The sequence below is a fragment of the Bacillus sp. 5B6 genome (assembly GCF_000259405.1).
Lineage (GTDB): Bacteria > Bacillota > Bacilli > Bacillales > Bacillaceae > Bacillus > Bacillus velezensis.
Map to the genome: position 1 here is coordinate 2,359,683 of NZ_AJST01000001.1, position 12,525 is coordinate 2,372,207.

Annotated in this window: 13 protein-coding genes; 1 reads left to right on the top strand and 12 read right to left on the bottom strand. The window is 42.7% G+C overall.

Annotated features, from left to right (window positions below):
- Positions 1–17: 17 nt before the first annotated feature.
- The 6 genes from MY7_RS20155 to MY7_RS11015 all read right to left on the bottom strand — a co-directional run bounded on the left by MY7_RS20155 (position 18) and on the right by MY7_RS11015 (position 3,749).
- The gene (locus MY7_RS20155) at positions 18–80 is read right to left on the bottom strand and encodes a tetracycline resistance efflux system leader peptide (protein WP_223198294.1); all 63 of its coding nucleotides are present in this window, start codon (positions 78–80) and stop codon (positions 18–20) included.
- A gap of 112 nt (positions 81–192) precedes the next feature.
- Entirely contained in the window at positions 193–714 is a 522-nt protein-coding gene (satA, locus tag MY7_RS10995; RefSeq protein ID WP_029326061.1) for a streptothricin N-acetyltransferase SatA, read from the bottom strand.
- Between the two features lie 162 nt (positions 715–876).
- Positions 877–1,377 (bottom strand): DinB family protein, encoded by a 501-nt coding sequence (locus MY7_RS11000; RefSeq protein WP_007612723.1) that lies wholly within the window; start codon positions 1,375–1,377, stop codon positions 877–879.
- A gap of 215 nt (positions 1,378–1,592) precedes the next feature.
- The gene (locus MY7_RS11005; protein WP_307773981.1) at positions 1,593–1,871 is read right to left on the bottom strand and encodes a DUF2651 family protein; all 279 of its coding nucleotides are present in this window, start codon (positions 1,869–1,871) and stop codon (positions 1,593–1,595) included.
- A gap of 231 nt (positions 1,872–2,102) precedes the next feature.
- The gene (locus MY7_RS11010) at positions 2,103–2,906 is read right to left on the bottom strand and encodes an HAD-IIB family hydrolase (RefSeq protein ID WP_007612725.1); all 804 of its coding nucleotides are present in this window, start codon (positions 2,904–2,906) and stop codon (positions 2,103–2,105) included.
- Positions 2,907–2,936: 30 nt separating this feature from the next.
- Positions 2,937–3,749, bottom strand: coding sequence for a Cof-type HAD-IIB family hydrolase (locus MY7_RS11015; RefSeq protein WP_007612733.1), 813 nt, complete (start codon positions 3,747–3,749; stop codon positions 2,937–2,939).
- A 236-nt stretch (positions 3,750–3,985) separates the two neighbouring features.
- On the opposite strand from MY7_RS11015, the gene MY7_RS11020 reads away from it, so the two are divergent.
- Entirely contained in the window at positions 3,986–4,711 is a 726-nt protein-coding gene (locus tag MY7_RS11020; RefSeq protein WP_007612737.1) for a MurR/RpiR family transcriptional regulator, read from the top strand.
- 94 nt (positions 4,712–4,805) lie between these two features.
- Here the strand turns inward: MY7_RS11020 and manA are convergent, their stop codons facing one another.
- The 6 genes from manA to MY7_RS11050 all read right to left on the bottom strand — a co-directional run bounded on the left by manA (position 4,806) and on the right by MY7_RS11050 (position 12,441).
- Entirely contained in the window at positions 4,806–5,753 is a 948-nt protein-coding gene (gene manA / locus MY7_RS11025) for a mannose-6-phosphate isomerase, class I (protein WP_029326060.1), read from the bottom strand.
- Positions 5,754–5,767: 14 nt separating this feature from the next.
- A complete protein-coding gene (locus MY7_RS11030; protein ID WP_007612740.1) occupies positions 5,768–7,726 on the bottom strand; it encodes a fructose-specific PTS transporter subunit EIIC in 1,959 nt (652 codons plus the stop codon).
- A 152-nt stretch (positions 7,727–7,878) separates the two neighbouring features.
- Positions 7,879–9,831: a BglG family transcription antiterminator gene (locus MY7_RS11035; protein ID WP_029326059.1), complete on the bottom strand. Its 1,953-nt coding sequence runs from the start codon at positions 9,829–9,831 to the stop codon at positions 7,879–7,881.
- Between the two features lie 229 nt (positions 9,832–10,060).
- Complete coding sequence (locus MY7_RS11040; protein ID WP_007612745.1) at positions 10,061–10,978, bottom strand: MBL fold metallo-hydrolase; 918 nt, start codon at positions 10,976–10,978, stop codon at positions 10,061–10,063.
- 46 nt (positions 10,979–11,024) lie between these two features.
- Entirely contained in the window at positions 11,025–11,507 is a 483-nt protein-coding gene (ybaK, locus tag MY7_RS11045; RefSeq protein WP_007612746.1) for a Cys-tRNA(Pro) deacylase, read from the bottom strand.
- A 49-nt stretch (positions 11,508–11,556) separates the two neighbouring features.
- Complete coding sequence (locus MY7_RS11050) at positions 11,557–12,441, bottom strand: LysR family transcriptional regulator (protein ID WP_029326058.1); 885 nt, start codon at positions 12,439–12,441, stop codon at positions 11,557–11,559.
- Between the last annotated feature and the right edge of the window lie 84 nt (positions 12,442–12,525).

Below are 12,525 nucleotides of genomic sequence, written 5' to 3' on the forward strand. Positions count from 1 at the left end.
ATGAGGGCAGACGCAGTTTATAGGGCCATTGATACGCTTCCCTCTTTTAATTGTACCCTGTTCATTTTTTCGCACTTCATCCATAACTCCCCCTGCATTGATTGATATACCTTATTATAAATCCTCAAGCCGTGTTTTGAACACTTCGCGACACACACCCGCTAAATGACGAAACATCAAATACTGTTATCTTTAAAATTTACAGTACCAAAAAACCGCAATTTCATTTGCTGTTGAAAAATTGGAATAAAGCATTGTATCGACCGCTCCTATGACAAAGTTATTTTTGGCATAAAAATGACAAGCTGAAACATTAATATCTTGTGTTTCAAGCATAAGACCGCATAAATGATTCTCCTTTGCCCACTCAATCGCTTTATGTAATAAAGCCGTCCCGACACCATTTTTTCTATAATCTTTTGCAACGGCAATGTCTTCAATCAGTGCGTATCCATTCCAATTAGAACGAAGCTTACTCCGGCCGACACAGTCGTTCTCTGCGTAATAAAAAAAGACAGCTTTATCCTCTTCTTCAATATAACTGACATCAATGTCTTCATCGTCATATTTTTTGACATAAGGTTCAGCAAATTTCTCCTCTGTATATGTCCAAACATTGTCCTCAAATGAAGGGATGATTCTCCCTGAAACAACGAAAGGTTCGTTTGGTTTATTGAAGTCTTTCATATTGAATCGCGTCATTTTAGTTATCATCATAATCACCTTTCTGCATTTATTGACCTTAATTTACATCTTTTGAACTGTTGATTCGTCTGCATGTCATGGATACCGGTTTAAATCACTCTAAGACTAAAACAAAAAAGATACCAACATCGATTGGTATCATCTATTCATTCGAGCCCTTACATCAACATCCTATTTCGGAGCTTCCAAACCGAATGTTGTCCATTCCTCTTTTGCCGGACCATAAATACCCGGAACAGGTAAACCTGCTTGTCTCATAAGGACAGTCATTTGTCCTCGATGATGGTTTTGATGTTGAATTAAAAATAGCAAAAGTGAACCATTCGGCAATTGCTGACCAATAAAGTTGACACATTCTTGAAGTGTATCGTCAGTCCATTGCGTTTTTAACGCCTGTACAAATGCATTACTGGCTTGATGATAACTCTCAGCAATAAACCGCGCCGAGGCAGGAACAGGATAATCTTCAGCCGGAGCGTGAAACGTTAAACCTGTGTTTGAGGTAATGATGTGAATGGCAGCGACAGTATGCCATGCAATACGGCCTAAAGTCCAATGTTGTGAAGTGATTTCTTGTTTAAGTGATTCATCAGTCAGATGATTCAGCAGTTTCTGTGTCGCATCGGCTTCGAACTCCCAAGATTTCAAAAAATGGTCTAAGGTTTGAAACATAAAAATCCTCCTTATCCTTTTTTGTTTTTCTATGTATCTACAGTTCAATTATAGTGCTCCGCTTAGTTAAAAAAGAACAAAACGATAGACAGACATTTTTAACAGAAAGCCCGATCTGACAACAACAGACAAAAAATAAGAACATAACGGATAACTCTATCCTTCTTTTTCTTCAATCGACAAAAAGGATAGCTGTTCAAACAGGATTCTTCTGTCTAATATTTTCGCTTTGCAAAAGTCCATATCGTCTTAGTGATTGAACCGGAGACAAAACAGCTCCCCGTCATCATAGCCACCCAAATAAAAAATGTCGGCTCGGCACCTATTACAATAAACATGAATATCAAGGACAAAATGAAGACAATAACAACCATCATCCATACTTTTTTAAAGATGAAATACCCTAATATCCCTAACAGAAAAGAAGCTGCCGGAAGAAAAATAAGAATGATATACGCGGGACTCAACAGCGGGCTAATACAAACACCTCCCAATTTATTTAAAAACGAGGAAGTTCCTACTTTTTGTCTGATATGAAGTGATTTTTTTCATCTTGATATTATGCCGTTTCATTCATTTTATACATATTATACCAATGTCATCGAGTCAAATATAGATATTTATTCATTTTTAACATATTTTAGGTAAATCAGGAGTGAATTAAAGTCTGAGAATAGCCCGCTTTTTCTTTCCCTAGTAAGTCCTGCCGCATTGATTTTAGCCCATCATTGTTTTTGCAGCGCTAATATTCTCATAATCGTATGCATGACGCTGCTATCCTCATTTGATTTGATGACAAAGTGTGCCGCATCTTTTATTTCGTCAATGGCATTCTTAACCGCAAAGCTGTAGGATGCCGCTTCCATCAATTCTTTGTCATTGCGGCCGTCTCCGAACGCCATTGTTTCATCAGCCGAAACCCCTAATAATCGCTGCAGTTCTTGTACTGTTGTTCCTTTATGTATTCCGATATTTGATATGTCCATCCAGGTATCCTCTGATGCTACGATATATAATTGGTGAAAAAATTCATGCAGCTTTTCTCTCGTTTCCGGACAGTTGGCGTCGGGATCATGAACCGTAATCTTGATAAACTCGTCTTTTATCTCAGTAAAATCAGTTATTTTCGTTACATGTGCATAAGAGGCATTTACATATTTCATTTCACTTTCAGACAGATTTTCTTTTACGATCGCGCCATTTTTTGTGCATGCGATAATGCTATGCCCGCAGCTGATTTTTTCTAAAGCGCCTATAATTGACAGTCCCGCTTCATTGCTGATCAAAGATTCATATACGAACTTGCCGTTCTTTTTTATACGTGTGGCACTGTCTCCTAAAATCCAAAAATCTTTCGCATCTTCTCCGAATAAAGCTTCCACCCTTTCACACTGCTTCCCGGTGCAGATGGCGAAAGCGACATGCTGTTCCTCCATTACTCGTTTTGTCTTTTCAAATAACGTTCTGTCAAAATCGCCTTGATTATTTAAAAATGTGCCGTCTAAATCCGTAATCACTAATTTAATCATCGTTCAGCACCTCCAGTTAAAACGTCTTTTTCAGACAAAGGGTTTTTCACATTTGAGGATGGAATCAATCGCATTTAAGACCCCTTCCTCATTGTTTGATTGCGTGATATACGCGGCAGCCTGTTTAATGCTTTCCTGCGCATTATCCATAGCGACTCCGTATTTCACGGCAGACACCATCTCCAAATCATTGCCGCTGTCTCCGAAGGCCGCGCATTCTTCATCATTTATCCCCCATTGTTTCTGGAGAAGCTTAATCCCGCTTGCTTTATGAAGCCCCGGTATGATCAGATCTATGTCACCGTGCCCGCTTGATACAGGCGTGACGAAAGACCCGATGGCGTCTTTTAAATGCCTCAGAAGTGCGGAACAATGTTCGGCGGGAAAGCTGATGGAAAATTTTAAAATGTCATCATCGATGTTTTCAAAATGCGGCACCCTTTTTAACACATAATAATACTTACTGGCATGCAGATATTCATCTTCACTGGCATTTTCATGACTATACGCGCTTTTTTTTCCGCAGACAATGACATTTTTCACCTCATACTGCTCTAAAGCACGTATTACTGCTTTTATAGTGTCTTCAGACATGTTACCCGCGAATAATTCTTCTCCGGCATTCACGACGAAAGCGCCATTCTCGGCAACGAAAGCGATTTCACTTTCGATCTCCGGAAAAAAGGATGTAAGCTGCGCATACTGGTTTCCGCTTGCTACGGCAAATTTAATTCCCCGCGCTTTTAATTCACGATACTGATTCATAAAACGCTTTTTGTTATATGCCATTTCATCATTCAAAAACGTTCCGTCCATATCAACCGCTATCAGTTTGATACTCATATTGTCCTCCTTTTTTCGGCCGCTTTTGTCAGCGACCCTTGAAGAGATCATGCATAAAGCGTATGAACGAATTATATCCGCAGTTGTTTTGCGCCGTAAATCATTGGCTGACGTCTTGTTTTGAATGACACAAAAAGTGATTTGTCACATAAATATAACACTATGTTTCTTTTAAAAATGATATGTTACGATTAGATGTACATTCACCATTCTCATAAAAAGGAGAATCCCCCTGCATGTTCACACACGAAATGATTGCTTCATTTAACGAGCTTGAAACTTCTTTATACAACTACATCTCCCAAAACAGCGAGAAAGTCGTCTATATGCGAATCCGTGAATTGGCAAATGAAACCCATGTATCTACGGCTTCTATTTTACGTTTCTGCAAAAAAATAAACTGTGAAGGGTTTTCGGAGTTTAAGGTGAAGCTGAAAATGTATACGGAGGCAAATAAAAAAACGATTTTAAAGAGTCCCCACCATTCCGTTGCCGAGTTTTTTGAAAGAACAGTAAGCGGAGGGATGGAAGAAAAGCTGAAGGAAGCAGCAGCCCTTGCGGCCGATGCAGAAAGCGTCATTTTTATCGGAGTGGGGAGTTCGGGAATTCTCGCCGAATACGGAGCCAGATATTTTTCGTGCTTAGGGAAACTTTCAATGTATATTAAAGATCCTTACTTTCCGGCCCATTCCCATTTCCGTCATAACAGCATCACGATCGCATTATCGGTTTCAGGTGAAGGAGATTCTACGGTGACTCATCTGAATCAGCTGAAACAAGAAGGCAGCCGGGTCATCAGTATTACAAATCATAAACATTCAACCATTGCCAAAATGTCCGATGTGAATATTTCATATTACGTGACGGAAGAATGGGTTGAAAATGCGAATGTCACCACCCAAATCCCCGCTATGTACATACTTGAATCGATGGCTAGGGAGATATACAAATTGAGAGAATAAATTCAGGAACGAACCACTGATACGCAGGAAATTTCGGTATTTTTGCAAAAGTGATGAGAAACCCTTCTCTGATGCTAGAGAAGGGTTTTGAGGATCACAGATGAGACACAATACAATTTGCATGGCCTGCCAGTTTATATTCTCCCAAACCGGAAGGCAGGAGAATATGATCTCCTTTTCTAAATGGATATTCATGCCCGCCTGCAATCATTATTCCATCTCCTTCGATCACGCTGACAAGAAGGAAAGGATGATGCTGGAATAGATTTGCTTCACCTTTTACAACCCACTTTTCGACTGAAAAATAAGGGCATTCTATTAAAATAGCTGCCAGCAGATCATCTGTTTGTTTATAGTAAACGGTCGGCCGTTCACGCACAGATGGAACGTCTATCACGTCTATACTTTTTTCCAAATGGAGCTCGCGCATCCTGCCGTCCGCATCTTTTCTTCCGTAATCATACAATCTGTAAGTCGTATCTGAATTTTGCTGCGTCTCTAAAATAAGTGTGCCCTTTCCAATCGCGTGAACGGTGCCGCTTGGGACAAAGAAGAAATCTCCAGGCTTTACCTTAACTCTGTTCAGGAGCCCTTCCCATTCTCCGTGCTCAATCATGGATATCAGTTCTTCTTTTGTAGTTGCGTTGTGGCCGAAAATGATCTCCGCATCTTTTGCACAATCAATGATATACCAGCATTCGGTTTTTCCAAATTCTCCGTTTTCATGCATTTTGGCAAAGTTATCATTCGGATGCACCTGAACGGAAAGGTCTTGGTCCGCGTCCAAAATTTTTGTAAGAAGAGGAAAACGGTCTCCTTCAAGGTTTCCGAATAAATCTCTGTGATGCTCCCACAATTCACCAAGCGTACATCCTTTATACATGCCGTTTCGAACTGTGCTCTGTCCATTTTGATGAGCGGCGAAGGCCCAGCACTCCCCTGTCCGCTCGGACGGAATATTATAGTGAAAATCACGCAGGGCGGCGCCTCCCCAAATTCTTTCTTTGAAAACCGGATTGAAAAATATCGGTTCAGTAGACATGATCATCCCCCGCTTTATTCGATTTCTTCCAGAAGCTCATACGCCTCTTCTTTTGTCTGAACGGAGAGCAGCCTTTCCCGATAGCTGTCATCCATCAGTTTTCGGGATAACATCTGCAATATTTTCAGATGCTGATTTCCGCCGCTTTCCTTCGGTACGGCAATCATAAAAATCAGTTTTGCATCAGAACCATCAAGGCTGTTCCAGTCAACACCCGAACGTCTTATTCCGAATGCGACACCCGGCGTTTTGACGGCTTCAGACTTTCCGTGCGGAATGGCGATATTCATACCTATCGCCGTGGTTCCCTGCTGTTCCCGGCTCAAAATGGCCTGCTTAAATCCGCTGTCAGACAGCAGCATACCTTTACGGGACATTTTCTCGATCATTTCATCGATAATGTCATCCCTCGTTTCGCCGGATAAATGCGGTTCAATCAAGTCCGTACTGATAATGTCAGTCAGTTTTTTGATTTCGGTCATCCCGGCTTTTCGGCTGTCAGCCTGAGATGGTTCCTTTGTTTCTTTTGCCGCTGCAGCTTCATTTGGTGCGGCAGACGGCAGCACCTCGCCGGGCGCGGGGGATTTCGCCATATCTTTCTTCAGTACATTAACCAACAGAGCGGTGACAAGAGAGCCTGCTGTTACAGCGATAAAAAACATCAGTACATGATCTACTGCTCCAAGTACAGCAACGATGGGGCCGCCGTGTGCCACTCTGTCCCCCACATGGCCGACCATCGCTATCACCGAGCCGGTCATAGAACCCGCCATAATACTCGGGATCACACGAAGGGGGTCTTGGGCCGCAAATGGAATGGCCCCTTCCGTGATACCGAAAAGGCCCATCGTAAATGATGCTTTTCCCATTTCTCTTTCTGCGGCGGCGAATTTTCTTTTACCTAAAAACGTTGCAATCCCAAGCCCTATCGGCGGTATACAAATGGAAACGGCAATCGGGCCCATAATTTCATAATTTCCTTCTCCGATCATTGCCGATCCGAAAAGAAAGGCCACCTTGTTTACGGGTCCTCCCATATCAAAGGAGATCATCGCTCCTAAAATCAATGCCAGAAGAATTGAGCTCGAACCTTTCATTCCCGCAAGCCAAACTGTTAATGATGCGAAAATATGAGCGACGGGGGCGCCGATCAGAAATACAAACGCCAAACCGACGATCAGTGAGGCAAACACCGGAATAATAATGATCGGCATAATCGGCTGTATTGCTTTAGGAACTTTACATTTTTTGATTCCAAGCGCCGCATATCCCGCCAAAAATCCCGCAATGATTCCTCCGAGGAATCCTGCGCCGCTTGCACTGTCGTAAAAGCTGCCGGATGCCGCAATATATCCGCCGATCATTCCGGGGACAAGACCCGGCTTATCAGCGATACTGAACGCGATGTACCCGGCTAAAATCGGGATCATGAATGAAAAAGAAGCACTGCCGATCTGTTCAATCGTTTTCCAAAAAGACTCGTCCGGAATGACTAAGCCCTTTGGTGTTTTTTCTCCTCCAAGCGTCAATGCAACCGCTATCAATAATCCGCCGACGACAATGAAAGGAACCATAAAAGAAACGCCGTTCATTAAATGACGGTAAATCGGGTTTTGTTTTTTGCCCTGCTGACTTGCGGATTCAGCTTTTGAAGCAGATTGATAGACCGGCACTTCACCGCTAAGCGCTTTTTGAATTAATTCTTCCGGTTTGCGGATGCCTTCCTGAACCCCGACGGCCAACAGCTTTTTTCCCGCGAATCGGTCTTTGTTCACCGAACGGTCCGCCGCGATAATGATTGCGTCTGCTTCCCGGATTTCCTCTTCGGTCAGCCTATTTTCCACCCCGATTCCGCCCTGGGTTTCCACTTTGATCTCAACGCCTAATCTGCCGGCTGCTTTTTGTAAATTTTCAGCAGCCATATACGTATGGGCAATGCCGTTCGGACATGAAGTAATCGCTAACAGTTTCATATAAATCCTCCTTTGCAGTCTGAATTTCAAGATCTTGTCTCAACTTTATACTGAAATCAGCCTGTGATAAGCGCGTTTTTTTACCATAAGTTCCGGAAATAACGGCATTTTTCCCTATAAACAGAAAAAAAGCAGGGAGCCATTCCCTGCTTTTAATAGTTTAAATACGATAAAAACGTCATCACATTTTTTTCTTCCGTCAGTTTTTGAATAAATGCCGGCTGCTCGCTAAGATAGGAAAACTCACTGAATAATTGCTTTACCTTGTTTTGATCTTTGTGTTTGACGGCAAGCATAAAAACGAGCGACACCTTTTCCGTCCCCCACTCAATCGGCTCTTTTAAGGTGGCGATTGCAATGGCTGATTGTTTGATATATTTAGAGTTCGCGTGAGGGATAGCAATACCCGCCCCGATATTTGTCGCCGACATTTTTTCTCTCATTATTGCATGAATGCCATACTCTTTTTCTACATAGCCTTTTTCATACAAAGCCTGCGCCAGCTTTTCAATGACCTGATAACGGTGCTCTGTCTCTTGCTGTAAAAAAACGAGAAACGGAGTCGTATCGTTCAGCATTTTAAACGTTTTTTGCTCCCGGCGATGTGATGTATCAAGCTGTTGCATAAATGCGCTGAGCTTCTTTTCATCAGCAGACTCCAAAAGCGGTGATACGACAATATGAGGGATCGTTACATTTCCAAGCCCTATCGTAGAAATGACGAAATCTATATCTTTATGCTTTTTGATATACTCTGTCAGCTCCGCTTTTGCGATACAGTCTTTTACCGTAATGTGATGAAATTTGCGTTCAATTTTAGTCCGCAGCAATTGCGACATGCCAATGCCCATATGGCAGACGATGATCGTCCTTTTAGGGTTATGACTGCTTCGGCGCAGCCGTTCGATCGCTGCCTGAAAATGCAGCGTCAAATATGCCGCCTCTTCTTCAGGAATATAAAGATCAAATGTTTGATTGATGTCTTCTAAAACGTCAATGATAAGATGAAACAAATAAGGGTACATTTTTTTGATGTCGTGAAGCATGGGGTTTGAAACAGAGAGATCATAGCTCAGCCGCTTCAACACCGGATCGAGATGAATGTTCAATCCGTTGATCAGTTCCTGGTCTTTATGAAAATCCAGCATTTGCAGTTCTGAAACACGATTGATCAAATGCCTGACGACTTTGGAAAGCTCAGAATCTTCAAGATCAAGCTTCTTTTCTTGCTGTGATGGATAGCGGACTTTCCCGCCTATTATATGTAAAGTTAAATAGACGGCTTCTTCCTCAGGAAACCGTATGGCAAATACCGGCTCAAGCCGCTTTAAACAAGCCAGTGTCCATTCATATTCTTTCTTCTTTTTTACCGCGTCCAGCTGTCTTGCAGAAATGGCGACCGGCTGTTTCATTTTGATACGGCGGATAGTCAGCAATGTATGCAGCAGCAAACTTTCAAATGTTTCATCCGTAAAATAGATAGAATGGTTTTTTTGTAATAACTTGATTTCTTTTCTCACAAAGTCCGCTTCATGACTTAAAAACTTACTTTTTATAAATTGGCTTGTAAACTCCGTATTATCAATCAAATCTGAAATTCGCGCCAATGCTTTTCTTTTGTTTTTTTCGTCCCCTTCAATCTTTAAGCCGAGCCGCTGTTTAGAAACCAGCGTGAGATCAAATCGCTTCAGCCACTCTTCAACCGCACTTACATCCTTTTTAATCGAAGCTCTGTTTACAAAATGCTGTGCGGCAATTTCTTTTGCGGAAACGGGCTTTGAATTCATTAATAAATCATAAGCGATGTGAAGTATTCTTTCTTCATCGGTCTTGTGCCTGCATGTAAAGTACTCATTATAAATTTGCCGGCTTAACCGTGACCTTTCCTGTTCAGATATATGTAAATAGACGCCTAATCCCGGTTTGCGGATCAGCTGAGCTTGAGCATGTTCATTCAGGAAATCTTCAATCGTGTTCAAATCATTCCTGATCGTTTTTTCAGAACAGCGGACCCTGTCTGCGAAATCTTGCACAACTAAGTAGTCATCAGGTTCAGATAACAACAGATACAAAATCTTTTTCTGCCTTGAATTCATGTATTTCATCTGTTTTTCTATCCTTCCTGTCCGTTTCTGCTGGAGCAATTGTGATAGGTTAAATATACTGCGCGTACGAAACCGTTTTCATTTTATAGTGAAACAAAAGAGTAAAAAGTTTTGTTTTTTACCGCAGATTCCGGAAAAATCATGTTTTATACAGAGGCTGTTCACCTTTGATTGACAGCAAAACACCAACCGTTTTTAAACGATTGGTGTCGGCAGCGAAAACCTGCTGTTACAGCCAAAATGTTTCGCCAAGCGCTAATGCTTTCAGGTTTTCAGGAGGTAATGCAAGCCGGTCCCACTCGCCGTGCAGTCTGCTTAATGCTTCCGGGCCTGTATCATCAGCAAGCCGGAATGCCCCGTAATGCATGGGAATGAAACTGTCAGCCTTCAGCTCCAAAAACGCTTTCACGGCGTCTTCCGGATTGATATGTGACACTTGCATAAACCATTCCGGTTCGTATGCTCCGATCGGCATCAGGGCCGCCTTAATACGAAACCTCTCTCCGATTTCTTTAAAGCCTTTAAAATAGCCTGTATCTCCTGCAAAATAGATGGACTCGCCGTTTTTGCTTTCTATGACCCAGCCTCCCCAATGAGAGGTATCGGTATCCCAAAGCGTTCTCCGTGTCCAGTGCTGGGCCGGAACAAATGATATATTCACTCCCCGCATTTCAAAACGATCCCACCAATTCATTTCATGAACGTTTTTGCGGCCTTTTTTGTTGAACAGCTTTTTCAATCCCGCAGGCACGTAAAAATCCGGGTTTCCTCTCAGTTTTTTTATACTCGGAAAATCAAGATGGTCATAATGCCCGTGTGAAATGAGCACGGCATCAATGTCAGGCAGTTCGCTCAATTCATATCCCGGCTCTGTCAGCCGTTTTTGAAAACCCATCCGCCGCGCCCATACAGGGTCGGTCATTATGTTAAGCCCCTGTATTTGGATCAGAAATGAAGAATGGCCGATCCATGTTATGGCGGTTTCCGTCCGATTGACGGCAACATCACGGACATCCCTAGTGACCGCTTTCGGAATGTTCTCGCTTAAGTCTTTACTTTTTTCTCTTCGTTCTTTCATCCATTTCAACATGTCCCTGAATCCATGTTCATTCTTCACGCCATTCAAGTTTTCATATCTTTTTTTCATTATCATTCTCCCTTGACACGTGTATTCCATTAGATTCATCGGACATTTATACAATGTCTGTAAATACCGCCCCGCTTGCTTCGGCTAAATCTTGAGGCGCTACTTTCAGCTGCATTCCGATTTTCCCCGCACTGACAATCATAAACTCCAGTGTTTCAGCGGATCTATCAATAAAAGTCGGAAACCTTTTTTTCATGCCGATCGGAGAGCAGCCGCCGCGCATATAGCCGGTCACTCCCAAAAGGTCCTTCATGGCAATCATTTCTATTTTCTTCTCACCTGCCGCCTTCGCAGCCTTTTTCAGATTCAGTTCTTTTGCAACGGGAACGACAAAGACGTAATAACGATCAGTTCCTGCAGATGCCACTAAGGTTTTATAAACATATTCGGCAGCGTATCCGATTTTTTGTGAAACGGAAAGACCGTCTGCGGGCTGTCCCCCTTCTGTTTTGTAACCTAATAGCTCATAGGGAATGTTTTGCTGCTCAATGATACGGACAGCATTTGTTTTCACTGTTTTTTTCGCCATGGTTTTCCTCCGTTTTCTGTATTTCTTTCTGATTATTTTCAACTACCGCTCAGTTGCGTGCTTTGTAATACTCAAGTGCAAACTGTTTAAAACGCTCAGCAGCGGGAGAGAGAGCATGGTTTTTCAGCTGGGCTAACGCTATGGTGCGTTCGCATTGGTAATCTGCAACCGGAAGAAAAACGACCGGAAAGTATGAATGCTCCGCGGTTTTCGGCAGCACTGCAGCCCCCAGACCCGCGGCGGTCAGTCCTAATATGGTTGACACTTCCTCTCCTTCAAATGCGAGATGCGGGTGTATATTCAAATCCCGGCACATCAGATCAAACATATACCTCAGCCCGTATCCCGGTTTAAAACCCACAAAATCCTCGTCCTGCATCTCTTTCATTTGAATGCTTTTATTTCCTGTAAGCGGGTGGTTCTCAGGAAGCACCGCATAAAGAGGCTCTTTCTCCAGCACTGTCCATTGTAAAAGCTCGCTGGGAAGCGGCGGGGAGCTGAGACAGATATCCGCATCTCCCGTTTCCACCATTTTGCGAAGCGTTTCATTTGCGCCTTGATAAAGCCGGAAGGTCACGTTTGGGTATAGCTTTTTAAATTCGGCAATCAGCTGAGGCATTAAGCGCATCCCGAGCGTATGAAGAAATGATACAGATATTTCGCCGTGCTCCAGGCTCATATTCTTTTTCACTTGTTCAACGCCTTCATTCAAAGCTCTTCTCGCTTGTTTTGCTTTTATTAAGAACTGCTCTCCGTGCCTTGTCAGCCGGACGGCTTTTGTCTCTCTGTAAAATAACGGCGCGCCTAATTCTTCTTCAAGCCTGATAATCGATCGGCTTAATGCCGGCTGAGAAATCATTCTTTCTTTTGCCGCATTTGTGAAATGCTGATGAGCTGCCGCCGCAATGAAGTTGTCAATTTGATGAAGCTCCATTTTCTCCTTCTCCCCTTTCTTCATAACCTACACGCATTAATTCTATAGTTATTATAAATTAGACACATTGAAATGAAAAGCGTA

What these genes read in the sequence shown, in the direction of transcription:
- MY7_RS11050 (WP_029326058.1), bottom strand. Translation starts at nt 12,441, where the DNA reads ATGGAGCTTCATCAAATTGACAACTTCATTGCGGCGGCAGCTCATCAG.
- MY7_RS11030 (WP_007612740.1), bottom strand. Translation starts at nt 7,726, where the DNA reads ATGAAACTGTTAGCGATTACTTCATGTCCGAACGGCATTGCCCATACG.
- MY7_RS11015 (WP_007612733.1), bottom strand. Translation starts at nt 3,749, where the DNA reads ATGAGTATCAAACTGATAGCGGTTGATATGGACGGAACGTTTTTGAAT.
- MY7_RS11040 (WP_007612745.1), bottom strand. Translation starts at nt 10,978, where the DNA reads ATGAAAAAAAGATATGAAAACTTGAATGGCGTGAAGAATGAACATGGA.
- satA (WP_029326061.1), bottom strand. Translation starts at nt 714, where the DNA reads ATGATAACTAAAATGACGCGATTCAATATGAAAGACTTCAATAAACCA.
- ybaK (WP_007612746.1), bottom strand. Translation starts at nt 11,507, where the DNA reads ATGGCGAAAAAAACAGTGAAAACAAATGCTGTCCGTATCATTGAGCAG.
- MY7_RS11010 (WP_007612725.1), bottom strand. Translation starts at nt 2,906, where the DNA reads ATGATTAAATTAGTGATTACGGATTTAGACGGCACATTTTTAAATAAT.
- MY7_RS11000 (WP_007612723.1), bottom strand. Translation starts at nt 1,377, where the DNA reads ATGTTTCAAACCTTAGACCATTTTTTGAAATCTTGGGAGTTCGAAGCC.
- MY7_RS11020 (WP_007612737.1), top strand. Translation starts at nt 3,986, where the DNA reads ATGTTCACACACGAAATGATTGCTTCATTTAACGAGCTTGAAACTTCT.
- manA (WP_029326060.1), bottom strand. Translation starts at nt 5,753, where the DNA reads ATGTCTACTGAACCGATATTTTTCAATCCGGTTTTCAAAGAAAGAATT.
- MY7_RS11035 (WP_029326059.1), bottom strand. Translation starts at nt 9,831, where the DNA reads ATGAAATACATGAATTCAAGGCAGAAAAAGATTTTGTATCTGTTGTTA.